General features: G+C 38.9%; 13 protein-coding genes and 1 other RNA gene. 10 read left to right on the top strand and 4 right to left on the bottom strand.

Going from position 1 to position 25,553, the window contains the following annotated elements; genetic code table 11:
- The first annotated feature begins 147 nt into the window (after positions 1-147).
- A complete protein-coding gene (locus tag DR017_RS02425) occupies positions 148-8,910 on the top strand; it encodes a T9SS type B sorting domain-containing protein (protein WP_111944737.1) in 8,763 nt (2,920 codons plus the stop codon).
- A gap of 66 nt (positions 8,911-8,976) precedes the next feature.
- Here DR017_RS02425 and rnpB read toward each other — a convergent pair.
- The 3 genes from rnpB to DR017_RS02410 all read right to left on the bottom strand — a co-directional run bounded on the left by rnpB (position 8,977) and on the right by DR017_RS02410 (position 11,023).
- Positions 8,977-9,281: RNase P RNA component class A (gene rnpB / locus DR017_RS02420), an RNA gene on the bottom strand.
- A 42-nt stretch (positions 9,282-9,323) separates the two neighbouring features.
- Positions 9,324-10,085, bottom strand: coding sequence for an endonuclease/exonuclease/phosphatase family protein (locus tag DR017_RS02415; RefSeq protein WP_002681905.1), 762 nt, complete (start codon positions 10,083-10,085; stop codon positions 9,324-9,326).
- Between the two features lie 95 nt (positions 10,086-10,180).
- Complete coding sequence (locus DR017_RS02410) at positions 10,181-11,023, bottom strand: transketolase (RefSeq protein WP_002681907.1); 843 nt, start codon at positions 11,021-11,023, stop codon at positions 10,181-10,183.
- A 59-nt stretch (positions 11,024-11,082) separates the two neighbouring features.
- On the opposite strand from DR017_RS02410, the gene DR017_RS02405 reads away from it, so the two are divergent.
- Together DR017_RS02405 and DR017_RS02400 are read left to right on the top strand one after the other, a co-directional pair.
- Complete coding sequence (locus tag DR017_RS02405) at positions 11,083-11,484, top strand: DUF4834 family protein (protein WP_002681902.1); 402 nt, start codon at positions 11,083-11,085, stop codon at positions 11,482-11,484.
- Between the two features lie 6 nt (positions 11,485-11,490).
- Positions 11,491-13,896 (top strand): YfhO family protein, encoded by a 2,406-nt coding sequence (locus DR017_RS02400; RefSeq protein ID WP_002681903.1) that lies wholly within the window; start codon positions 11,491-11,493, stop codon positions 13,894-13,896.
- Between the two features lie 12 nt (positions 13,897-13,908).
- Here the strand turns inward: DR017_RS02400 and DR017_RS02395 are convergent, their stop codons facing one another.
- The gene (locus DR017_RS02395) at positions 13,909-14,814 is read right to left on the bottom strand and encodes a restriction endonuclease (RefSeq protein WP_002681900.1); all 906 of its coding nucleotides are present in this window, start codon (positions 14,812-14,814) and stop codon (positions 13,909-13,911) included.
- Positions 14,815-15,154: 340 nt separating this feature from the next.
- Between DR017_RS02395 and DR017_RS02390 the strand changes: the two genes are divergently transcribed.
- The 7 genes from DR017_RS02390 to DR017_RS02360 all read left to right on the top strand — a co-directional run bounded on the left by DR017_RS02390 (position 15,155) and on the right by DR017_RS02360 (position 25,175).
- Positions 15,155-18,199, top strand: a complete 3,045-nt coding sequence (locus DR017_RS02390) for a SusC/RagA family TonB-linked outer membrane protein (protein ID WP_040361896.1) — start codon at positions 15,155-15,157, stop codon at positions 18,197-18,199.
- Positions 18,200-18,229: 30 nt separating this feature from the next.
- On the top strand, positions 18,230-19,876 hold the full coding sequence (locus DR017_RS02385) for a SusD/RagB family nutrient-binding outer membrane lipoprotein (RefSeq protein ID WP_002681895.1): 1,647 nt from the start codon (positions 18,230-18,232) through the stop codon (positions 19,874-19,876).
- A gap of 12 nt (positions 19,877-19,888) precedes the next feature.
- A complete protein-coding gene (locus DR017_RS02380) occupies positions 19,889-21,202 on the top strand; it encodes a glycoside hydrolase family 18 protein (RefSeq protein ID WP_040361893.1) in 1,314 nt (437 codons plus the stop codon).
- A 7-nt stretch (positions 21,203-21,209) separates the two neighbouring features.
- On the top strand, positions 21,210-22,493 hold the full coding sequence (locus DR017_RS02375) for a DUF1735 and LamG domain-containing protein (RefSeq protein WP_002681893.1): 1,284 nt from the start codon (positions 21,210-21,212) through the stop codon (positions 22,491-22,493).
- A 12-nt stretch (positions 22,494-22,505) separates the two neighbouring features.
- A complete protein-coding gene (locus DR017_RS02370; protein ID WP_002681917.1) occupies positions 22,506-23,492 on the top strand; it encodes a discoidin domain-containing protein in 987 nt (328 codons plus the stop codon).
- Positions 23,493-23,628: 136 nt separating this feature from the next.
- The gene (locus DR017_RS02365; RefSeq protein WP_002681911.1) at positions 23,629-24,576 is read left to right on the top strand and encodes an aminodeoxychorismate synthase component I; all 948 of its coding nucleotides are present in this window, start codon (positions 23,629-23,631) and stop codon (positions 24,574-24,576) included.
- On the top strand, positions 24,576-25,175 hold the full coding sequence (locus DR017_RS02360) for an aminotransferase class IV (protein WP_002681906.1): 600 nt from the start codon (positions 24,576-24,578) through the stop codon (positions 25,173-25,175). Before DR017_RS02365 ends, DR017_RS02360 begins: the two co-directional genes overlap by 1 nt.
- Positions 25,176-25,553 lie beyond the last annotated feature (378 nt).

Below are 25,553 nucleotides of genomic sequence, written 5' to 3'. Positions count from 1 at the left end.
ATAAATATAGAGAATTGTGTGTTGCCTCAATAGATTTTTTAACTATAATTTCTGTTGATTTTACAATCACAAAAAGCAATAAAAAATGAAAGGCGATAAGATATTTTAATAGTACTTTTGTCCCCCTTTTAATAATATATAAGATAGATGAAAAAGTATTATATGATTAAGAATATGCAAAATGTATTTTTTAAGTTATTGTTCTGTACTTTACTATTCAGTTCTTTAGGAAAAGTTACAGCACAAACAACAATGCTTTCACACGTGATAGCAGAAGATCCTGTGAACTTTGCCAATAGGGATTTTGAGGCAGGTACCCTTACGGTAACTATTTCCTCTTTACCTTCTTCATCAGCAAGTGTGAAAATTACTTTGCCTACAGGGATAGAGTATGTAGCTAATTCACTTCAAAAATCAAGTGGTTCAGCTACTATATCACACGTCTCTTCTTCTCCTATCAATGCTCCCGTCTTCAACATTTCGGGTAATGCACCTATCACTTTCACTATTAAACGGAAAGTAACTAAAAATGCATTGGGAGGACTCTTAGCTCCAGGTACTATCTTTAAAGATAAAGTAGTGGTAACAGCAGGTTCAGCTACTGATCAAAAGGAATCTAATGCCTATGAATTGCCTATTCCTAATATAGTGGTACAGCTTTCTGAACCAACACATAACAACGCTTCTGGGGTGAGTGTAAAAACATTTAACCTCAGAAATACAGGTGCTGGGGCAGTAAAAGATATTTATTTTTCGATAAAATATCCTGCTGGTGTTACGGGCAATGAGCTTACTTATAATGGTGCACCTGTTACTTCAGTAGGTACTGTTACAGGTATAGGTAAAAATGCAGGAGCTACTTTATATAAAGTAAGTAGTACATCTGCAACAGGGTTTAAACTAAATGACGAAATAACCATTACTGAAAAATATACAGTTACAGGTTGCCAATCTAACCGCCAGATAGTATACGAAGCCTATTGGGGAGAGAGTCCTGCAATACTCTACCAAGCTCGTGATGCCGCTAGAGCAATCAATGTAATTACAGGTACTCCTAAAATTGTATTGGATGAGGATAGTAATCATACCTATTTTGAATGGGGTGATGGACTTTGCGGTGATAAATTAGGTACATTTACAGTTCAATATATCAATAATGGTTCAGGAAATGCAACAGCTTATGATATACAAGTAAATATTACCCCTTATCTTGCAGGTAAGAAATTTAGAAATCATAAACCTGCTAATTTCCGTATTGTAGCTACTGATGGGACTGAAATCCCTATCACTTCAATGACCCCTAATGGTAACGAAATAGACGAAAGACAAGTACCTTTAAAAGATTTGGCAGCTTTGTCTAATACTACTTTAGGAACTAAAGATATAGGACTTAAAGATATAGATGGTGATGGTTTTAGAGATGACCTACCTAAAGATGCTAAACTCAAAATACGCTTTGATATGGTTAAAAATCAAGGTGTAAAGTGTTTGCAACAAGACGATAGAGCTTTTAGTGTCTCTCCTCATAGTAATATTCAATATAAGGATGCTTGTGGTGCTGATAAAAAATCAGATGTACATGTGCTTACTAATTACACTTTCAGACGTTTGATATTGTCAGTAGTAGATTCGGCTAAATTTCCTGTAGAACTTCCTCAAAATACTCCAAGATTTGGATATATCATCTTTGGAAATCATAGTTATATAACATTAGAAAGACTAAAAGGTCAACCATATACAAATAATGATAAGCGCTTTAGATATGAAATAAAGCTTCCTGCAGGAGTAAGCATGCAGAATGTGAAATTTTATAAAGGAAGCGATTATGGATCTGCTACAACTCCTCCTATAAACTTGCCTAATGTAACAGCAGGAGGAACTTTCTCTTATACAACTACAAATACAGAAAAAGGATATGTCACTTTTGATTTGCTTTTAACAACCCCTTGTGTTTCAGGGAATGTAGAAGTAGAATATAAGATTTCTCATTTAGATAAAAATGGTGATGGTTCTTATTGTGAAATACCATTACTATGTAATAAAAAACAGATCAATGCTATTTGTCCAGGGGCTTGTAGTAATAATGGACCAAGAATGCTCAACACAAAAACTGAACGTGCTGAAAATTCTTATGGTTGGACAGATTACTTGATGACTACACGTGTAACACGTTCGCAAGTTTCAGAAACTGAACGCCAAAGAGCGTTATATCTCGATGATATAGAGGTAACTGCGGAAGGACAACAAGGAAGTTTATCTAGTAACAATCTATACTATCATGCAGCTGTAATTAAAGAAGCTCAGCTTCTACCTAAAAAAATTGAAGTGAAAATAGGTACAAATCCTGCAGTAACACTTCAAGCTACAGATCCAGGAGTATTGACAACAGTTTCTGATAGCCAAGGAAATTATTTCCGTTGGAATCTTTCTTCTGCTTTGCCTTCAGGAACAATCGCTGCTAATGAAAAAATTACGGTAATAGCTACCTATCAAGTAAATAATAGTAATACAGCCAATAGTAGGGATAGGGTGAAAGATATCCAATCAGCAGGAGAATCTTTCTTCTATATGCTTGCTAATGCCAATGATACTAATGTTAATAACAAAGGATATCATACTAATGAATTGCACTGTGGAGCTAAACAAACACCTGTTTTTTATATAGCAGAAACTTATACTCTTATAGGAACCAATGCTTATACTATAAAATCTTGTAATATAACTCCTATAGGAAGTAATATAGCTTATTTGGCACGACGTTTTAATACTTCAGGTAATTATTTTATGAACGAGTTTCGTCCTGCGCGTCTTATAAAAACCGTGAAGTTTAGAATACCTTCTGCTTATAATATAGTAAAAGATGTAGAATATGAGTACAGAAGAAAGTATACAAATTGGGTAGAAGGAGCCAATGCTGTAAAAATGTTATTGAGTAACTTTACAGTTACAGATGATGGTACTTATAAAACCTATACGTATGTAAACCCTCCTAAAGGTAGTCCAGGATACTTACATCCAGGAGAACTTTCAGTAGAAAATGGTTATGAAGCAACTATGAGAGCCTTTGTACAAGCTACTTGTGATTCAAAACCATTTGTAACAGAATCTCAGGCAGGTGTAGATAATCAATTAGTATATACAGATATAGAGTTTGAAGATTTCTATTATCATTATGCTGCCAATGGAGGTAATAAAATAGCTACTGAATCTCATTATGAACCCATCAGGTATTCTGATAAACCCGCTATCAACCTCCTTACACAAACGCCTCAAAACGTTACAGCTAATCAGCGTACTCAAACTGTTGATTTTAAAATTACTAACACTAGCGTATCTGATGCTCCTTATGGTTGGATCTCAATTCCTGATGTAACAGGGGTAAAAGTGTTAAGTCTTGTAGAACTTAATAACTCAGGTAGCGCTGTAAGAACCTTTACAGCTCAAAATATTTCAGGTGAGAAAATGTACTTCCTAAATGAGGGAGGTAATGATGGAACCATTGCTAAAAATGCTGAAAAAAGATATCGTTTAGAGTATCAAATCACCAATTGTACTAATAATAATTTGTCTTTTGATGTTTATGCAGGTTGGAATTGTAATGGTAATCCTACTAAGGGTTACACCAAAACTTGCCACGATCAAAAGATTACTTACAATGTGAAGATTGCTAAGAGTTTAAAACAGATTAAACCAAGTACAAGCAATCCAGGAGAAAACAACCCTGATAAGATAGGTACTATCTCTATGTGTCAAAAAACAAAATACGAGTATACTATCAATAGTGGTGACGAAGGTGATCTTTTTGATACAAAGTTAGTAGTAATACAACAACCAGGTCTTACTATATCAGATGTAGAAGTAGAATACCCTCTTAATAGTGGAAATAAATATACCCAAACGTCTACTCCTGCTATTAGAGTTTCTCAAGTAGGTAATAAAATTACTTATGATATTACTGCTATCTTGCCTAAAGGTACCTTACCTGGGTCTATTTCTCAACCTTCAGATGTAGATAAACGTAATTTACGATTGAGTTTTAATGTTCAACCCGATTGTGAATTTACGGCTGGTTCTTCTTTTGATATAGATGTAGAAGGTAATAACTTATGTGGCGACCCTGCCGAAGGTGATAGAACCAAAGTGATTATCGCAGGTATTGCAGGTGTAGATACTAATAAGTATAAGGTGAACAACTCTATCGTAGCTCAAGGAGGCAATGCCAATGCTTGCTCCTCATCTTATGCTGTATTCAAAGGTAAACACGAAATTGTTGATTTATCACCAAGTCATAATTTCCAAACGGGAGATAACGGATTGGTAGTAATTCGTATTCCTAAAGGATTTGAATATGTTACAGGCTCATTTAGCCACACTCATAATAGTGCGACCTATTTTGCAGCACCTACTCTTGCTACACCACCTACAAAACAAGTGGGAAATGATGAAACTGAACTCAGTATCAAAATTCCTTCTGGAATGAAAGGCAATGATTACTTTGAGTATACAATTCAAATTAAACAAAAAGCCAATACTCCTATTGTAGATTGTGGAGAGACTAAAAAAATACAATACTACACAACAGATAAGGTGGCTGGTATTGCTTGTCCGTTAGGACCGTCAAATCCTTGTCCTTCTATCACGGTAGAAACTACTACCCGCCGCGGTGAAGTGGTGATACCGTTAGATAGAGCTGATTTAACTATTAAAAATGTAAAACTTTCTTCTGTTGTTCAAAACAATAAAGAAAAAGTTACTATTCAATATACCGTTGAAAATGCTTCAACCGCTACAATGACTTATTCAGGCGACTTGAAAGTGAGCTTGTATAGTGATGCTAATAACAATGGAATTATAGAAGAAGGTACTGATACCAAAGTACAAGATTTTATAATTAGTGGCTTGAGCTTAGCACCAGGTGCAACAACTACACAAACTGAAACGCTATTGCTTGACCAAAGTCAGCTATGTCGTTTGTATTTATCTATCCGAAATACATTCAACCCTTGTTTATGTAATGATAAAGCTGTAAAAGCAAATGCTCCTACTACCATTGCTGGATTGGTAGCTACAGTAACTGCTTGCGAAATAGGTAAAACTGAAATTACTTACAATTCACAAGCCCCAGAATACGAAAGCTACACTTGGGAAGCTGTTACCACAGGGGCTTTGGCTCACTTATCGGCAACAAATATCAAAAATCCTATATTTGAATATACAGGAACAAACACCACAGCAATACAAACAATTACTTATTTGCTGAAAGTGAAAAGAACCAATGCTTGTGAAGCAACTCAAACTGTAACAGTAGTTGTAACACCAGCGCCTAATGCACCTACAGTTGCACCACAACAGTTCTGTGCTCCTGCTACTGTGTTGGATTTGAAATTGAGAGTCAATTCAATGGCTACCAGTTCGGTAAAAGTATATAGTGGAGGAACCGTTTTATCCGATACTACTACTTTACAATCAGGAATATATAAAGTGAGTTTGGTACAGCCTTCAGGTTGCGAAACTGAAAAAGCAGATGTAACTGTGAGCGTTACTGTATGTAATGTAGTTGCTAAAGACGATCTTTACAAAGTATTTGCTCCTATTACTACCGCTACCGTTACAGGTAATATACTAAACAATGATAAAGTAGGAGGCGTAACAGCTACTACAGCCACTGTAGATATCAGTAACATCTCATCAGCAGGTGCGGGTACTGTGCCTGTAGTAAAATCAAATGGTGATGTAGAAGTACCTGCCAACACTCCTATAGGTCAGTATCAAATTACCTATAAAATATGTGCCAAAGGTAGTTCAGTAGATTGTGCTACTGCTACAGTTACCGTGATAGTAGCGCCTAAACTCGAAGCGAAGGACGACGATTTAGGTACTTTGGGCGGTCTTGCAGGGGGTACCACTACTAAATCAGTATTCGATAACGATTTGAAAGGTACAACACCTATCAATCCTTCTGATGTAAACCTTACTTGGGGAACAGCTCCATCAGGCATCACGACGAATAACGATGGTACTCTTACTGTAGCACCTAATACAGCAGCAGGCACTTATACTGTTAGCTATACTATTTGTGAGAAAGCAAATCCTACAAATTGTAGTACGGCTACAGCTACTGTAAAAGTAATTACACTTGATGCAGTGAATGATGGCACCAAAGTATTGCCTAAAACAGGTGGTAATATTACCATATTAAATAATGATATTTATGGTGCACCTACTGGAGTAACTTCAGTAACTACAGCCAATGTAAGTCTTACCATTACTTATAATGGTGGTATCTCAGAATTGACAGTAAATAGTGATGGAACACTTAATGTTCCTGCTTCTACTCCTGCAGGTACTTATAATAATGTAGAATACCGAATTTGTACACTCACTACCCCTGTAGTTTGTGATACAGCAACCCTTACTATAGTAAAACAACCTGAAATCATTGCTAATGATGATGTTTTCTCAGGAGTAGTAAGTACAACAAACATTACAGTAGGTAATGTGTTGAACAACCCACCATCAGGTTCTGATACCCTCAATGGTAACCAAGCAACAACTGCTAATGTAGCGATTGCAGTAGTAACTCCTGCAGTAGGAACTGTAGTTCCTTACCTTACCCCTGCAACGGGTAATGTAGTGATACCTACAGGAACTCCAACGGGTACTTACACAATTACTTATCGCATTTGTGAAAAAGACCAAACAGGAACTCCTACAACCAACTGTGATACAGCTACTGTAACAGTAAATGTAACATCACCAATTGTAATGCCAACACCTACCGTTCACGCAACTCCTGATGAGTTTACATATTCAGGAACAGCAACACAAACAGTAGGAAATGTATTGACAAACGATACCGTTAGCGGAACGACTTCGGCTACAACATCTAATGTAACAATTAGTCAAGTAAGCACCCCTACCGGTTCTGTAGTACCTCGTATTGATACAACCAATGGTAATGTAATTGTACCAAACAATACCCCAGCAGGTATTTATACAATTACTTATCAAATCTGTACAGTAGCAACGCCAACAGCTTGTGCAACAGCTACCGTACAAGTAACAGTACCAGCAGCAACGCCAACACCTACCGTTCACGCAACTCCTGATGAGTTTACATATTCAGGAACAGCAACACAAACAGTAGGAAATGTATTGACAAACGATACCGTTAGCGGAACGACTTCGGCTACAACATCTAATGTAACAATTAGTCAAGTAAGCACCCCTACCGGTTCTGTAGTACCTCGTATTGATACAACCAATGGTAATGTAATTGTACCAAACAATACCCCAGCAGGTATTTATACAATTACTTATCAAATCTGTACAGTAGCAACGCCAACAGCTTGTGCAACAACAACCGTACAAGTAACAGTACCAGCAGCAACGCCAACACCTACCGTTCACGCAACTCCTGATGAGTTTACATATTCAGGAACAGCAACACAAACAGTAGGAAATGTATTGACAAACGATACCGTTAGCGGAACGACTTCGGCTACAACCTCTAATGTAACAATTAGTCAAGTAAGCACCCCTACGGGCTCTGTAGTACCTCGTATTGATACAACCAATGGTAATGTAATTGTACCAAACAATACCCCAGCAGGTATTTATACAATTACTTATCAAATCTGTACAGTAGCAACGCCAACAGCTTGTGCAACAGCTACCGTACAAGTAACAGTACCAGCAGCAACGCCAACACCTACCGTTCACGCAACTCCTGATGAGTTTACATATTCAGGAACAGCAACACAAACAGTAGGAAATGTATTGACAAACGATACCGTTAGCGGAACTACATCAGCTACAACATCTAATGTAACAATTAGTCAAGTAAGCACCCCTATGGGCTCTGTAGCACCACGTATTGATACAACCAATGGTAATGTAATTGTACCAAACAATACCCCAGCAGGTATTTATACAATTACTTATCAAATCTGTACAGTAGCAACGCCAACAGCTTGTGCAACAGCAACCGTACAAGTAACAGTACCAGCAGCAACGCCAACACCTACCGTTCACGCAACTCCTGATGAGTTTACATATTCAGGAACAGCAACACAAACAGTAGGAAATGTATTGACAAACGATACCGTTAGCGGAACTACATCAGCTACAACATCTAATGTAACAATTAGTCAAGTAAGCACCCCTATGGGCTCTGTAGCACCACGTATTGATACAACCAATGGTAATGTAATTGTACCAAACAATACCCCAGCAGGTATTTATACAATCACTTATCAAATCTGTACCGTAGCAACGCCAACAGCTTGTGCAACAGCAACCGTACAAGTAACAGTACCAGCAGCAACGCCAACACCTACTATAGCTCCTATAGCAGTAGACGATCGCGCTACTACACCGCTCAATACACCAATAGTAGTGAATGTGCTTGCTAACGATACTTTAAATGGTGCAACAACACCTAATGTAGTAGCAAACCCTGCCAATGGTACTGTGATAGTGAACCTCGATGGTTCTATCGAATATCGCCCTAATACTGGCTTTACAGGTACAGATACTTTTGTATATGAATTGTGTAATCCACAAGGCAATTGTGATAGTGCTACTGTTACGATAGAAGTTATCAATACTATTATACCATACAATGGTATGTCAGTAGATGGTGATGGCAAAAACGACTATTTCCACATTGGTGGTATAGAAAGCTATCCTAACAATGTAGTGCGTATCTATAACCGTTGGGGCGTGAAAGTCTTTGAAACTGAAGGCTATGACAACGTAACCCGCGTGTTCAGAGGTATTTCTAACGGACGTGTAACTGTAAATGCTCCTGAAAAACTACCTCAAGGTACTTACTATTATGTAATTGAATATTACGACCACAATAACAACAAAGAATCTAAAGTAGGTTGGTTGTATATCAAGAAATAAGAACTATAGATAAATGAAAAAGGGCTGTCCCCACAGTGGGGGCAGCCCTTTTGTTTTAGACCATAAAAAAAGAGCAAATCATAAGCCGGATTCTGTACTTACCATTGCTGATAAGTGCTTATCATTTATCTCGGTTAATGATTGCTCATTAGCTCTAACCGCCTACCCTCCAACATCGGGCGAGCAACCCTCAAACGCTGGTTTACGCGGCGTTGCACCTCATAGAGTTTACCTGATTTCACTATGGCATTACCCATACATTCTTTCTGTTGCACTTGTCCTCGCCTCGCGGCGGACGGGTGTTACCCGCTATGATGCTCTGTGGTGTCCAGACTTTCCTCTACTTGCGTAGCGATAAGCTGATTTGCTCTTTTCTTATGCAAAAATAATTAAAATATCTTTACTGACAAATTTTAAGTCTCAAAACTGATAAAAACTCCATTGTGGTCGGACATATATTTCCCCTCTTCATTGAAATGATCCCAAGCGCCAACTTGATATGCTTTCATTTTTAACATAAAAGAATTGGAAATACAAATATGGTCTATGTTGTTCCTTATCTTGTTTTTAATAGGATCAGGGTGTAGAAAAGGGGAAAGGTCTCCTTCTGTTACGCAAGTTAAATTTAGCTTCTTGAGATAATCAGAAAGTAGTTGCCTTACTTTTTCAGTGCCATATCCTTGATGGTTATATCGGCTTTGGTTAAAATCTCCCATTACCCATAAAGGATTTTGTGTTTTTTTAGTAATACGTTCCCAATCCTTAGCCTGCTGGTGCAAGTCTTTTTCGTGATATTCCCATTGTTTATACCCTAAATTCCCATATTTAATTCCCGATACTCCTGCCTGATGGTAAGGAATAATTGTCCCAAAAACAGTAATATCTCCAAAAGGTGATTTTATTACAGCACAAGCTGTTCGGTAGTTGTCGAAAGTTTGTATTTGTTCAGTGATTTGCCATTTAGAGAAGATAGAAACCCAATGTTCTTCAGGAGTTCTTTCATAAGATAAGGAATGTACAGAAAACGGATATAATTCAGTTAATGATATACTAGTAGCATTTTCTGTGAGTACTAAAACATCAGCGTTGAGTTCTTCAATTTTTACTATGGCAAGAGCTGTTTTTTGAGTTCCTTTTTTAGGACGTTCAACGTTCCAAGTAGCAATTTTGTACATAGTTTCTTTAATGATAAAAAACTTTGTCAAAGACCATCTAGGGCTTTGCCAAAGTTTAATGTTTTTTCTAATTTGCAAATTCTCTAATTTGCTAATTAGTAATCGCCCAAAGTTTCAGGGTTCTGTGCTAAACCTTTAGCCAATTGCTCGTCATTAGGAGCTTTGCCGTGCCAAGCGTGAGTACCCATCATAAAGTCTACGCCATTCCCCATTTCGCTGTGGAGTAAGATACACACGGGTTTACCTTTGCCAGTTAAGGCTTTGGCATCTGCCAATCCTTTTAAGATAGAAGCAATATCGTTGCCTTTTTCAATATCGATTACCTGCCATCCAAAGGCTTCCCATTTAGCGCGAAGGTTACCTAAAGGCATTACAGCATCAGTAGGACCGTCAATCTGTTTGTGGTTGTAATCAACTGTAGCGATGAGGTTGTCTACCCCTTTACCGCCTGCGTACATTGCTGCTTCCCATATTTGTCCTTCTTGTAGTTCGCCATCACCGTGAAGGGTATATACAAGGTGCTTGTCGCCGTTGAGTTTTTTAGCAAGAGCTGCCCCAATGGCTACCGAAAGTCCTTGTCCTAAGGAGCCCGAAGCTACGCGTACGCCTTCCAAACCTTCGTGAGGGGTAGGGTGTCCTTGCAAACGTGAGTTGAGCAAGCGGAAAGTATTCAGTTCGCTTATAGGGAAGAAGCCACGGCGGGCTAATACGCTGTAAAATACGGGAGATATATGTCCGTTAGAGAGGAAAAATAAATCCTCGTCTTTGCCATCCATTGTAAAAGGAAGTTTTATGTCCATTACTTCGTTGTAGAGGCAAACGAGAAATTCGGCGCAGCCCAAAGAGCCTCCTGGGTGTCCTGAATTTACTTTGTGAACCATTCTGAGGATATCTCTACGCACCTGCGTAGTAAGGTCGGTAAGTTGTTGGATATTCATTGTATTTCTTCGTTTTATATTTTGATGTGGCAAAGGTAGAAAATAATTGATAATTAACAATGAATAACGAACAAAAATATACTGAGATTTATAAATTTGCTAATTTGCTAATTTCTTTCTACCTTTGCCCCAATGAAACTAAAAAAATAGAAATGATGGCAGAAGCTTCTTTCACAGGATTTATACGAACAATCCTGATTATTATATTGATATTCCTGGGGATAAGAATCCTCTTGCGCGCTTTTGCTCCTTCTATAATGCGCTTTTTCCTCACCCGAATGAGCCAGAGAATGCAAAAGGAATTTGAACGCGCTCAAAATCAATACCAACAAAATGCTTACCAGCAAAATCGCTCTCAGCGACAAGCTGGAGAACAAACAATTATCAATAATAATCCTCATTCTAAAAACCCTCAAGCTACCAAGCAAGTAGGCGAATATATCGATTACGAAGAAATTTAATTCACAATGGCAAAGAAAATTACCCCCCACATTGTTATAATTGCGCTATTTGCAGTCATTGCGCTCGCTTTTTTCTACCCCGTATTGCAGGGAAAAGGCATATTCCAAAGCGATATCGCTCAGTACACGGGTATGGCGAAAGAACGCAACGACTACCGCCAAACAGAAAACAAAGAAACCTATTGGACGAATAGTGCCTTTGGTGGTATGCCTACCTATCAATTGGGGGCGCAGTACCCTAACGACCTTGTAAAACAATTGGATAGAACACTACGCTTCTTGCCACGTCCTGCCGATTACCTCTTTTTGTACTTCGTAGGGTTTTATATTTTGCTCTTGGTGCTCAAAGTAGATTACAAAAATGCTTTCTTGGGGGCTATTGCTTTTGGGCTTTCTACTTACCTGATTATCATCTTAGGAGCAGGACATAACTCCAAAGCACACGCTATTGCTTATTTTGCACCAGTATTAGCAGGTATCTTATTGGTTTTCCAACGGAAATACCTTTGGGGGGGCTTGCTCACAGCAGTGGCTTTAGCTTTAGAACTCTCCGCCAACCACTTCCAAATGACGTACTACCTGCTACTTTTAGTGTTGCTCTTAGGTGCAGGTCTTCTCTATAAAGCTGTTAAAGAAAAACAACTCAATGATTTTGGAAAAGCAACTGCTGTACTTGTAGGGGCAGTAGTGGTGAGTGTACTTGCCAATGCAACCCTATTACTCACTACCCGTGAATATGCCGATTGGAGTACACGCAGTAAATCTACACTTACTTTTACTCCTGAGGGAACTCCTAAAAAACAAAGTAGCGGACTCTCTCACGACTATATCACCGAATATAGTTATGGTATCACCGAATCGCTGAATCTCATTGTGCCTCGCTTGTTAGGAGGCTCTAACAGTGAAGATTTAGGTAAAGATTCTCATACTTACGAAGTTTTGTTGCAATTGGGAGCACCACCTGAACAAGCCTTACCGCAAACTCAGCATTTGCCTACCTATTGGGGTGACCAACCTTTGGTTGCTGCTCCTGCCTATATAGGCGCAGTAGTGTTCTTCCTCTTTGTACTGGCTCTCTTTGTGGTGAAAAACCGACTCAAATGGTGGCTCTTGGCAGGCTCGCTAATGGCGCTTGTACTCTCGTGGGGTAAAAATTTCGGTATTCTTACCGATTTTATGATTGACTATTTTCCACTCTACAACAAGTTCAGAGCGGTATCTTCTATACAAGTGCTCTTGGAACTCTGTGTGCCAGTATTGGCAATCGTCGGACTGCAGCAATTTCTTAAAACAGAAGAAGAACAACGCAAAAAATACTTGCTCCATACCCTTTATATCTGCTTAGGATTAATGGGAGTACTCTTGTTAGCCAAAGGATTCTTAGATTTTCAAGGTGCTAATGATAGTTACTATGCAAACCAACAAATACTTCAAGCTATAGTGGAAGACCGCAAGAGCATCTATACCGCCGATGTGTTGAGAAGTACCGTGCTTTTTCTCCTCACCGCTTTAGCTTTGTTTCTCTATCAATACAAAAAAATCCCACTTAGGGGAATGCAAATTGCGCTTTTAGTCTTGCTTTTCTTTGATTTGGGAGGGGTCGCCAAACGCTATGTGAATAAAGATAGTTTTGTAGATAAATACCAGATAGAAAATCCTTTCGAGGAAACTCCTGCCGATAGAGCAATTCTTCAAGATAAGAGTTATTATCGAGTTTATGAACCTCAAGTGGGTATCAATGGCGCGCGTACTTCGTATTTCCACCATTCTATTGGAGGCTATCACGCTGCCAAACCCAAACGCTTGCAGGAACTTTTTGATTACCAAATCGCCAAAGGTAATATGGAAGTCCTCAATATGCTGAACGTGAAGTATATAATTTTGCGTAACCAAGAAGGACAAATGCAACCCATACATAATGATGATGCCTTGGGCAGTGCGTGGTTTGTAAAACAACTCAGTTTAAAAAATAACGATAATGAGGTAATGCAGGCTTTAGAGAAATTTAAACCTGCTGAAGAAGCCTTGGCAACAGCCAATGATTTGAAAACAACCCTCCCTACACAATACACCGTCGATACAACTGCAGTGATTACACTAAAGAATGTACGTCCTGACGAACTGATATACGAAAGTAACAATCCTCACAATGGTTTGGCAGTTTTCTCCGAAATGTATTACCCTCACGGCTGGAAAGCTACTATCGATGGCAAAGAAGCACCTATTTATCGTGTAGATTACACTTTGAGAGCACTTTCAGTACCTGCAGGTAAACACGAAATACGCTTTGTATTTGAACCTCAAATAGTAAAAACAGGTAGCAACCTCAGTTTAGTAGGTGCTATATTATTAATGTTATGGCTTGTAGGGGGCATCGTGTGGCAAACGAAGAAGAATAAAACAGAAGATTAGCAGAGTTAGGATTTAAAAATTCTCATCAATTCCTTTGATTTCTACGATTTGTTTGGTTTGTATACCTACATTGTGGCGAATTGCCAATTGCATCAATTGGTCAGAGTCTATTAAGATGATTTTGTGCAAAGGGTTTTGTTTGGCAACAGCTTTAGCTTCAGCTGAAAAAGTAGAAGTAGTGATAAACACGCCTTTATTAGTGTCTTTTAGATTTAAAGCACCTATAAAGTTGCGCACATCTTTAGAAGTTACCTCCATTTCCCATTTCTTAGCTTGTATATAAACCTTTTCTATACACAACTCATCTTGGTATAGTATGCCTTCTATTCCTTCTTTTTCTTGCTTGCCAATCACCTCAAAGTTGCTAGAATCAATTCCCTTATAACCTATTTTTCTCAAAAGTTCCACAATGAAGTATTCAAAAAACGAAATAGGTTTGTTTTTGATAGATTGCAAAAGCTCAAATTTTAGTGATTGATAGAGCATTACTATTGCCTTTCCTATAATTACTTCAGGGGTTTCCTTTTCCATTTCAGTCTCTATAGGCTTTGAACTATTGGTATCTTCTTCAAACATTGTTTTCCAAGCCTTGAACTGCTCGAACTTGCGCAAAAAAGCCGTATCCATCACTGACCCCATTTCTTGATAGAGTACATTTTTTCCTTCTTCAGTAATTTGGTAATAACCTTTGAGCAAACTCACAATAAGTCCCGCTTGTAAGAGGTTGTTCAGAGCCCAATCTATGCGATTGCGAAATAGTGATTGTTTGCCATTAGGAACTCTCACTTTCATATTGTCTATAGAAAGCATAAAGTGTACCCGTAGTATCTCTACAATTTGTTCAGTAGAATACACGCGATCATCCTTAAGTACTTCTAATAAAGGATACATTATTTTCTGAAAGTCAGGAATATTCATAGTGTTTGAAAATAATACGACAAAAGTACAGAGAAAATAACAAATAAACAAATTTTATACAAGATTTAATTTTGTTCTCATATTTAGTTATATAATTCTTTTCTTATAAATAATTTATTAACCATTGCGGTTATTGAAAAAATATTTTATTTTATATTGCTGAAGATTGCGAAAAAATTATCTTTCTAAATAGTTGTGTTTTTATGCTGATTTTCAGCTGTATATTCTAAAACAGAAGATAAAGTGTTTAAATCGTAACAAAAAAATAAGTTAAAATCCTTGCTAATTGTTAAAATATTCTTAACTTTGCCTCGTAATAATAATTTTAATAATATTATATATGAAGGTAAAAATATTAATGTTATTTATCTTTGTGTGTTGTGGCAGTTTGCTATGGGCACAGGAGAAAACTGTAACGGGTGTCGTTACTGATGAAAGTAAAACTCCTTTACCAGGGGTGAACGTAGTTATTAAAGGTACTACGCGTGGTGTTTCAACAGATTTTGACGGGAAGTATACGCTTCGCGCTAAAGCTAACGAAACAATTGAATTTAGTTCTATAGGTTATGTTACCCAAACTAAAAAAGTAGTAGGCAACGGTAACAACCTTGTTATCAATGTACTGTTAAGAGATGAAACGCAACAGCTCACCGAAGTTGTAGTAACGGCTTTGGGTATCAAGCGCGAACAAAAAGCCTTGAGCTACAACGTGCAACAAGTGAAAGCTGAAGAGCTTACCAAAGTGAAGGACGCAAACTTCGTGAACAACCTCAATGGTAAAGTTGCTGGGGTGAACATTCAACGCAGTGCCTCTGGGGTCGGAGGGGCTACCAAGGTGATTATGCGTGGTGCTAAATCTATCACAGGTAATAACAATGCCCTTTATGTGGTAGATGGTATTCCGCTCAACAATGCTTCTTCTGCTTCCGATGGTGGCGATTTCGGTACTCCTGGGGGTGGTGAAAGTATCTCAGACTTCAACCCCGAAGATATCGAGAGTATCAATATCTTAACAGGACCTTCAGCAGCTGCCTTATATGGTGCAGCAGCTGCCAATGGGGTGGTGATTATCAACACTAAAAAAGGTAAAGAAGGTAAAGTTTCCGTAAACTTCAACTCTAAAATGGAAGTGCTCACTCCTTTTATTACCCCCGAATTTCAAAACACTTATGGCAGCAGTGGTGAAACCAGCTGGGGCGCTAAACTCGCAACTCCTTCTACTTACGACCCTCTCAAATTCTTCCATACAGGGGTAGTACACAACAACGCAGTAGATTTTTCTATAGGTTCTGCCCAAAACCAAACCTATGTATCTTTTGCTTCTACCGATTCTAAAGGGATTATCCCTACCAATGGTTACTACCGTCACAACTTTATGGGGCGTAATACTACTCATTTCCTAAACAATAAATTGCATTTAGATTTTTCAGCGAGTTATATCTTGCAAGGTAACCAAAATATGTACTCTCAAGGAGGGGTATTCAACCCGCTCACTTCTTTGTACCTCTTCCCTCGCGGTGATAATTTTGAAGAACTCAAAGCTTGGGAACGCTGGAATCCTTCACGCAAAATCAACGAACAATACTATCCTTATGTAGGTAATGTTGCCAATGGGGTCATAAAAGAAAATCCTTATTGGAATATCTATCGCCAGCAGTTCTTAGAAAAGAGAAAACGCAATATGTACTCTGCTTCTCTTACTTATGATGCTCTTAGCTGGCTCAATATCAGTGGTCGTGTGCGTATTGATAACACTCAAGGAGAGGGCGAAATGCGTGCGTATGCTACATCCGATCAAAGTACAGGGGTAGGTTACTATGGCGAATGGCGTTATACGCTCAAAACAATCAATCAAACCTATGCCGATATAATGGCTAATATCAACAAAGATTTTGGTAAATATCAAGATGCCGATGGTAATGAACGCAAAATGTTTAATATCTCTGCCAACCTCGGGGCTTCTTACGACGACAACTTGCATAAAGAAGCTGGTTTTAGAGGTAATTTGCACAATGTCTCCAATTTCTTTGCTGTGAGCAACCTCGACCCTCGTGGAGGTAAAGTGCAAACACATAGCCATACCCGCAATATAGCTGTATTTGGTAGTGCCGAATTGGGCTGGAAAAGCCGATTGTTCCTTACCCTTACAGGGCGTACCGACTGGGCGTCTCAACTTGTAAATACGAACGATGAAGCGATTTTCTATCCATCGGTAGGGCTTTCAGGGGTTGTTTCCGAATTTGTGAAAATGCCCGAATGGTTACCTTATCTCAAAGTGCGTGCTTCATATACCGAGGTAGGCTCACCTATCTCTCGTGAAGGCTTTACTCCTGATACACGTACCTTTGGTTTTAGTGGTACTGGTATCAGTTCTGACCCCGATTATCCTTTCCCCGATTTTACCGCTGAACGCACTAAATCTTACGAAGCGGGCTTGAATGCCAAATTGTTTAAAAACGCTTTAAACCTTGATGTTACAGTTTATAAATCGAATACTTACAACCAATTGCTTTCTTATGATTTACCTGAATCCAGTACTTACAAACGTTTGTGGTTACAAGCAGGTAATATAGAAAACAAAGGGATTGAAGCGGGATTAGGTTTCAACAAAACTTTTGGCAACTTTGCTTGGAGCAGCAATGTAACCTATACACGCAACATCAACCTCGTAAAGGAATTAGCTCATCATTACCGCAACCCTATCAATGGTACTTATTTTGATATTACCAAAGTGGGCAGCATTCGCGAAGGGGGTTCTATGACCGATGTGATTACCGATAAACTCCTTAAACGCGGTGCCGATGGCAAATTAGTAGATTCTGGCAAAGGTACTTACGAAATTGATAACACTCGCGAATACCTTATCGGTAATACCGCCCCCGATTTCACTATGGGATGGCGCAACAGCTTCACTTTCTATAAAAATCTATCGCTCGATGTAATGATATATGGTCGTTTTGGTGGTATTGTGCAATCGCGTACCCAAGCGTGGCTCGACCAATACGGTGTTTCTAAAGCTACCGCCGATGCGCGTGACCGTGGAGGCGTAATGATTGATGGTGTGTTGTACGACGCTCGCAAATACTACGAAACCATTGCCAATGGTGGGGTAAGTTTGCCTGCTTACTATAGCTATGACGCTACTAATGTGCGCATACAAGAGTTATCACTTACTTATCGTTTGCCTTTAGCCGAAATGAATAGTATGAAATGGCTCAAATCACTCAGTATGTCGGTTACTGGTTATAACTTAGCTATGTTGTACCTCAAAGCGCCTTTCGACCCCGAATCAACTGCCAATACTAAAAGCTATGGCACTGGTGCCGACTTTTTTAGAATGCCTTCTCTCCGCAGTTTAGGTATCGCTATCAAAGCCTCTTTATAATAAAAACGTTTATTTTAAAAATGTAAACCAATGAAAAAATTACTATATATCAGTATGTTGTCCTTCCTTACCTTCGCTTGTACTAAGGATTTTCAGGACATCAATACCAATCCTACCAATCCTACTAAAAAAATAGCAGAACGCGATGGGATTAACATAGCAGGGTATTTGGGAACGATTCAAAACCAAATCATCCCTACCCGTGCGGTGAATGGTACCAACCTCTACCAAACCTCTATCAATATGATGGGCGATAGTTATGTAGGCTATATGAACCCTCCTATTAATAAGTGGAATAACCAAAAAACAATGATTACAGGCTATATGGCTGAATGGTGGATGAACAACAACTATTCGGGTATGTTCAGCTCTATCATCTCCTCTTGGCGTGACGTGAGAACTAATACCATCCTCGCCGACCCTAACGATATTACTTACAAAGCAATCTACCAAATGGTAATGATTTGCAAAGCTTTAGGGGTATTGCGCGCTACCGATATGTTTGGACCTCTACCATATTCTAACCAAGGTAAAGGGCTTACCAAAGTACCTTACGATTCTGTAGAAGAGATTTATACCCAGCTCTTCAAAGAATTGGATGAAGCGGTAACTTATCTCAACGAGTACAAAAGCAATTACAGTCTTCCTGAAAGCATCCGTAAAAACGACTTTTTCTATGCAGGTGATTTGAACAAATGGATTAAATTTGCAAACTCTATTCGCTTGCGTATGGCAGTGCGTATCCGCTATGTGGCATTAGCTAAAGCTAAAGAAGAAGCTCAAAAAGCGCTCAATGGCGGTGTGATGGAAGATATGAGCGATATGGCTAAACTCCAAACTAACGAGCGCCTTATCATCCTCAACAGCTTAGAAATGATTGCTAATAACTACCAAGATACCCGTATGGGGGCAACTATCTGGTCATACCTCAAAGGTTATCAAGACCCTCGTATGAACGCTTACTTCAAGCTCAACCCTACCGAACGCCCCGATGGTTATACCAATCAAACAGAATTACAAGGTATACGTTCAGGATTTGCAGGGGGAAGAAGTTATCTCGGCTTTGGCTACCCTAACATCAAAGAGGATTCACCTACTTATGTGATGAAAACTTCTGAAGTCTATTTCTTAAGAGCTGAAGCTAAACTCTTCGGTCTTACCACCGATGCTAAAACCGACCAAACTCTTTATGAGGAAGGTATTGCAATGAGTTTTAGAGAAAATGGTGTAAGTGCTAATTCTTATGCAAGCAACAACACCAATAAGCCTGCTCCTTATGTTGATCCTCTCAATGCTGCCAACAATCAAGGTGCACCTTCTGAAATAACAGTATCTTATGCCGCTGCAGCTACAAACGAGGATAAATTAGAGAAAATCATTACTCAAAAGTATTTAGCTATTTTCCCCGATGGTCACGAGGCTTGGACTGAATGGCGTCGTACAGGTTACCCTCGCCAAATCAACCCTGTAGCCTATAATGCCGATGCTATCCACGGTAACACTATCAAATCTACCGATGGTCGTACCAAAGGTGTCCGCCGTGCTATCTATCCTCAATCGGAATACACAGGTGAAAACCGTGAAAATGTACTCCGTGGCGTACAACTTTTAGGTCCTGGCGCTGTAGACGATTGTAATACTCACCTCTGGTGGGATGTAAACCCTAATACACGATAAAAATTAAAAACTATGAAAAACAGAACAGTTAAATATCTTAGTCTATGCGCTCTAAGTCTGTTAATGGCAAACTGTGTGAAAACAGAACCTTTAGATGTAGAAAAAGACTATAAACAGCAGCTCACCGAGCGTGCTAAACAAGAACAACAACGCGAGGCTGAAGCTAAAGCTAAAGCCGAAGCTGAAGCCCAAAAAAAATGGGATGCTTATTACCAAATGCTCACCGAGTACAAACAAAAAGCGTGGGCTAACCAAGGTGAAAAACCGTTTATCTATATGTGGTGGACAGGCTGGCGCGCCGTCGATGGGCTTGACCGCTCTTGGTTGCAATCCATCCCCGATACTACCACCGCTATCTCTCTTTGGGGGGGCTATGGCAAACAACCTGCCGATATGACCGAAAACGAAAAATACGACTTAGATATTTTTCACAAAAAAGGAAGTAAAGTGTTCCTCTGCTGGCAAGTATCGAATGTAGGTCTTGGGCTGCCAAGTGAAGGTAAAGAAAATGGTTTTGCACTCTTCCGTCAAAAATATGGCGAACAAAAAACATCTGAGAATGAAACATTCCGCTGCCAAATCTACGCTCGCGACTTAGCGCGCTACATCATCGCTTGCGGTTTTGATGGTTTTGATATCGACTGGGAACCTAATATTGGTAACCATAATCGTTCTGGCTACAACGAGTTTGCTTCTGGTACTTCTGTGAATGGCTATAACCAAAATATGAATACCTTTATCGCCGAAATTGGTAAATACTTTGGTGATAAATATTCAGGCGACCAACGCAAACAGTACCTCCGTGAACTTTTTGATGAAAATCATTCAGGCTACCACGAAAAAGAAAAAGAGTACATCCGCGCCTATAAACCTTTCTTTGAGAAAGGCAATTATGTAGAGAAAAAATATTACCTCTTGTATGATGGTGAAAGACAACTTAATTTTACTTTAAATGATGAGTATATCAGTAAGTACATTATGCAAGACTATGGTAGTAGCCGTGTAGATAATACCTTTACCTCTAATAAGCATAAAAGCGTTTCTACTTCCGAGTTCGAACAAGGTCAGTTCAAATCTATTATAGGAAAAGCCGAAGCTGCTAAACAAAAAAGAGTAGGGGGGGTAGGCTCTTATCACGGTGAAATAGACTTCTCTACTTCTGCTGAAGATGTCGCCTTTAAAAGCTATTTGCAAGAGAAAAAAATAGAAGGTAGAAAGTACAAACACTACGCTTGGATGCGTGAAGCAACTCGTATTATCGACCCTCGTAGTACCGATGAATACAAGAATTTTAAAGAAGAATTGACAATTCGTAAACCTAAATAATTGACCTATGAAAAAGATTTGTATACTCTCACTCGCTGCTCTTGTTTGGAGTGCCTGTGAAAAACTGCCTAATACCGATGGTATCACCCCTCAAAAGGTAGTACTTTTTGATAACGCTGCGGTGACTACTATCAAAGTGAAAGACGATAGTGGCTCCAGTGCCCCTACCGAAGTGAAAGTGCGATTGGCTAACCCCATCGCTGAAGATACTTACTATCAAGTGAGCTTAGATAAGAGTGCTATAACAGCTTATAATCAAGCAAATAAAGTGGATTACGACTTGGTGCCTGCTAACACCTTAGCAATGAGCTATACCGACCAAGGGGTTACCAAAACCGCCACCACACTCGTAGTGCGTGTTCCTAAAGGACAACAAGTATCTGCTGGAAAACTCCAATTCAATATTGGTGCTTTAGTTGATGCCAATGGTCAAAAACTCTCTGGAGCGAATAACTACGCCATTGCCTTGAAACTCACCCCTATGAATGGTACTGTAATTGTGCAAAACAACCGCAAAAATGCCTTGTTCTTGCTCTCCCGTTCCTTTAAAACTAAAGTAGCTCACCTCAAAAATAGAGCTTTCCACGCTATCTATGGTGAAAATACAGGACGTCAAGAAAGTGGTAAAACTTATGCTAACGATGTGAAACTCACCGCTTGGACAATGCAGTACTCTATAGCACCTATCAACGCCTCTCGCAATGCTGGCTTGATGTACCCTAATGGTCGTGCCTCTTCGGATTCTGCCCTTTACAACGTGCTCTATGGGGGTTCATTCTTGTTTATGAATGGCGGTCTCAAATTAGGCTTCAATACCGATAAAGGTAAAAACTTCAAATTCCAAGAAGTAACAGGGCATCCTTCTGCCGATAAATGGTATCACGTGGCAGTAACTTATGAAGAATTAGAAGGTCGCGCCTATTTGAAAATGTACGTGAATGGCGAATTGATGTTCGATTCAGCTGCCCCTGCTAAAATCAACGATTTCCCAATACTATGCTTTGGTAATGGTAACCTCGATGCTTATGTACGCGAAATGCGCCTTTGGAGCAAAGCGCTTACTCAAGGACAAGTAGCCGCTACCCAAAATTTTGTAAAACCCGATTCCGATGGCTTGGAATTGTACATCCCCTATAACGAAACCCCTTATGTTGAGGAAAACGGACAAAAAGTAGTGAAAAATGCTTCTACCAATCCTAATAAAAAATTACCTGAAAAATGGTATATACACAATATCAATGGAGAAGATAAACTCCCTACTGTAGATTATAACACCGAAGTTGAATTCTAAAAAAGTAAAACAATGAAAAAAATATATCTATTAGGAGTACTTACTGCTGCTGCTTTATCTGTAGCTTGTACTCGCGACTCTAAGGAGTTAGACATCCTTAAAGAACCTACGCCTACACCTCCCGTAGTTTCTAACCCTCCGGTAGACCTCTCTAAAACTATCGTATCTTTCTCACCTAGTGAAATAAGCGAAAAAGTATTTAGAGACCCCAATACCAAACTCATTGAGGACACCTCTTTCAGCTTTGCGCCTAAGTACTTACAACGTGTATTGGCTACAGGCGAATCGGTAACCCTAAAAATTGAAAAAGAACAAGTGGGGTACGAAAGAAGTCTGCCCGATGGAGCTTACACTGTTGAAAAAGCTGAAATCTCATCAGCTAATGCCGGTGAACAATTTAAGGTAACCCTCAAACCTGAGGCACTTAAAGAAATCGATATCACCAAAGAGTATACCCTTCGCTTTCGTATGAAAATAGCGAGTAAAACACCTCAAGACCTTGCTGTTGAAACCGCTACCGACGATGGTGCTTATCGTATCAAAATTTCTTTTGTAGAGGAAAGTTTCCCTAAAGATGGTAATAATTTAGAAGAAGTTGATAGTGCTTCGTCTTCAATTATTGATGATGAAGAATATGAATTTGAATCTAATTACGCTCCTGATCACTTGAGCAAACTCAAAAATAGTTATCAAAATTGGTGGGTAGATGGAGATAGAGATGATATTTACCTTGTAGCTAAATTTGGTGATGTGACCGAAGTAAATGGTATAGTGATTACTCAAGGAAGAAGAGATTATCAAGCACTCAAAGGAGTGGATGTACTAGCTTCTCCTGATGGTACAAGCTATTATCCACAAGGTTCTTATACACGTATTGCCTATAAACAAAAAATATACTTACGATTTAAAACTCCTATCAAAGTAAAGAACATTAAATTTACCAATTTCAAAAAGAATAGCGTAAAATATATAGATATCTATAGTGTTCAGTTCTTTTAAACAAAAATAGATTTGGTTCTTAAAACTTTGTCAAACACCTTAATGCCTCGCGCTATGGTTTTGACAAAGTTTTTTTGTACTATATTTTTTACTACTTTTGCACCTTGATAATTGAAATCAGAAAAACAAAAAACTAATGAACACTACCCACTGGAAAAATCATCTCAACAACTGCGGATTGCACCGCACCCCTTGTCTATTTATCATCGACTATAAAGGCGAAAACGGAAGGGTATTCCCTCTCTCCCAGCTTCCTAATGATATTGCTTTCTCTTTTGCTGAAGAGAAAAAAACTAATGCAACGCCCATTCCTATAGAAAAATACCCTATCCCTTATCCCGATTTTCAAAAAGCCTTTGATAAGGTACATTCTCACCTTAAAAATGGCGACACCGAGCTTGTAAATCTCACTTTTGCTACCGAAATTTCAGCTGTTTCTCTCAAAGAGGTATATCACAACGCCTCTGCTAAGTACAAATTGCTGTACAAAGATGAGTGGGTATGCTTTTCGCCCGAAATATTCGTAAAAATAGAAAATAACCTGATAAAAACCTACCCTATGAAGGGGACTATCAGCGCAACAATCCCCGATGCCGAGACGAGACTGCTCAACAACGAAAAGGAAATCGATGAACATCACAAGGTAGTACGCCTATTGTCCGACGATTTGCAAAAAGTAGCTACCAATGTACACACCACCCGCTTCAGATATGTAGATGTGATTAAAAAATCTACGGGTGATCTTTTGCAAACAAGTTCTGAAATCGTCGGTGAACTGCCCAACGATTGGCAAGCACACTTAGGTGATTTGTTGGCGACATTACTCCCTGCGGGGTCTATTGCGGGTGCACCTAAAAAAAAATCGGTTGAGGTCATCGCCGAAGCCGAAAATTATGAGCGCGGTTATTACACAGGTATTGCAGGCGTTTTCGATGGTACTACAGTTGATAGTTGTGTGCTTATCCGCTTTATCGAACATATCGGCGATAAGTATTACTACAAAAGTGGTGCTGGCATTACCGCACAAAGCCAACCGCAAAACGAATACAATGAGATTATTGAAAAAATATATATCCCTATTTAATGGAAAACCAACAGTTTATAGAATCAATAAAACTCCTCAACGGCGATGTCTATCATTTAGCATATCACCAAGAGCGCGTTTGCCGTACCTTTTCACATTTCTTCCCAAGTGAAAAGGTACTTTCGCTGCAGGAGAGCATCAGCAAAATTGCCTTACCAGCAATCGGAAAGTACAAAATTCGTATTGTATACAATCAAAAAGACTATACAATAGAAGTCCTACCTTACCAACTCAAACCTATCAACACTATTAAATGTGTAAACGCCGATGAGTATGATTATTCTTATAAATTTTTAAACCGAGAATTTCTCAACACTTTAAAACAAACTTCTGGTACTGATGAGGTGATTTTTCTCAAAAACGGCAAAGTAACCGATAGCAGTTATGCTAATATTATCTTCTTTGATGGCAAACAATGGCTTACCCCCTCCACTTTTCTTCTCAATGGTACCTGCCGTCAGCGACTCCTTAGTGAAGGTAAAATTACCGAAGCTCCTATACACTACACCGATATTCACAACTTTGAACAAATAGGCTTTATCAATGCAATGCTCGATATGGGAGAGTTTAATTTGCCAATGAGCAAGTTAGTAAAGTAGAAGTGTTATGTAGGCAAGCCAGCAATAGCTGGGTATGTGTTGCAAACGCCTACACACAAAAACTTTTTTGACACCCCTCCAACTGATTTACAATCACTTTTCCAGCTTTTTCCCCTTCGGGGGCTATCCCCTAACCCCTGCCCCTAATTCCTGATGCCTGCCCCCTGATTCCTGATCCCTAATCTCTTCTATTTATTAAAAATATTTTATAATGTATATCTTATAAAAAACAAAAGGAGCATTAAATCCTTATGTTGTTTGGTTATTTTTAATATTTTTTGATAGATTAGATAGTTGTTTTGTATGAAAAAATAAAAATATAACAATAATCGAAAAAGAATAAAAAGTCTGTAAGATTTTAAATATATGTTATTCAGT

This window comes from Capnocytophaga sputigena (assembly GCF_900446695.1).
In the GTDB taxonomy this organism is placed as follows: domain Bacteria; phylum Bacteroidota; class Bacteroidia; order Flavobacteriales; family Flavobacteriaceae; genus Capnocytophaga; species Capnocytophaga sputigena.
This window is presented reverse-complemented; position numbering and strand designations above follow the sequence as displayed.

Bases quoted from the DNA above. Each gene is read 5' to 3' on its own strand.
- DR017_RS02425 (WP_111944737.1), top strand. From the start codon at position 148: ATGAAAAAGTATTATATGATTAAGAATATGCAAAATGTATTTTTTAAG.
- DR017_RS02415 (WP_002681905.1), bottom strand. From the start codon at position 10,085: ATGTACAAAATTGCTACTTGGAACGTTGAACGTCCTAAAAAAGGAACT.
- DR017_RS02410 (WP_002681907.1), bottom strand. From the start codon at position 11,023: ATGAATATCCAACAACTTACCGACCTTACTACGCAGGTGCGTAGAGAT.
- DR017_RS02405 (WP_002681902.1), top strand. From the start codon at position 11,083: ATGAATAACGAACAAAAATATACTGAGATTTATAAATTTGCTAATTTG.
- DR017_RS02400 (WP_002681903.1), top strand. From the start codon at position 11,491: ATGGCAAAGAAAATTACCCCCCACATTGTTATAATTGCGCTATTTGCA.
- DR017_RS02395 (WP_002681900.1), bottom strand. From the start codon at position 14,814: ATGAATATTCCTGACTTTCAGAAAATAATGTATCCTTTATTAGAAGTA.
- DR017_RS02390 (WP_040361896.1), top strand. From the start codon at position 15,155: ATGAAGGTAAAAATATTAATGTTATTTATCTTTGTGTGTTGTGGCAGT.
- DR017_RS02385 (WP_002681895.1), top strand. From the start codon at position 18,230: ATGAAAAAATTACTATATATCAGTATGTTGTCCTTCCTTACCTTCGCT.
- DR017_RS02380 (WP_040361893.1), top strand. From the start codon at position 19,889: ATGAAAAACAGAACAGTTAAATATCTTAGTCTATGCGCTCTAAGTCTG.
- DR017_RS02375 (WP_002681893.1), top strand. From the start codon at position 21,210: ATGAAAAAGATTTGTATACTCTCACTCGCTGCTCTTGTTTGGAGTGCC.
- DR017_RS02370 (WP_002681917.1), top strand. From the start codon at position 22,506: ATGAAAAAAATATATCTATTAGGAGTACTTACTGCTGCTGCTTTATCT.
- DR017_RS02365 (WP_002681911.1), top strand. From the start codon at position 23,629: ATGAACACTACCCACTGGAAAAATCATCTCAACAACTGCGGATTGCAC.
- DR017_RS02360 (WP_002681906.1), top strand. From the start codon at position 24,576: ATGGAAAACCAACAGTTTATAGAATCAATAAAACTCCTCAACGGCGAT.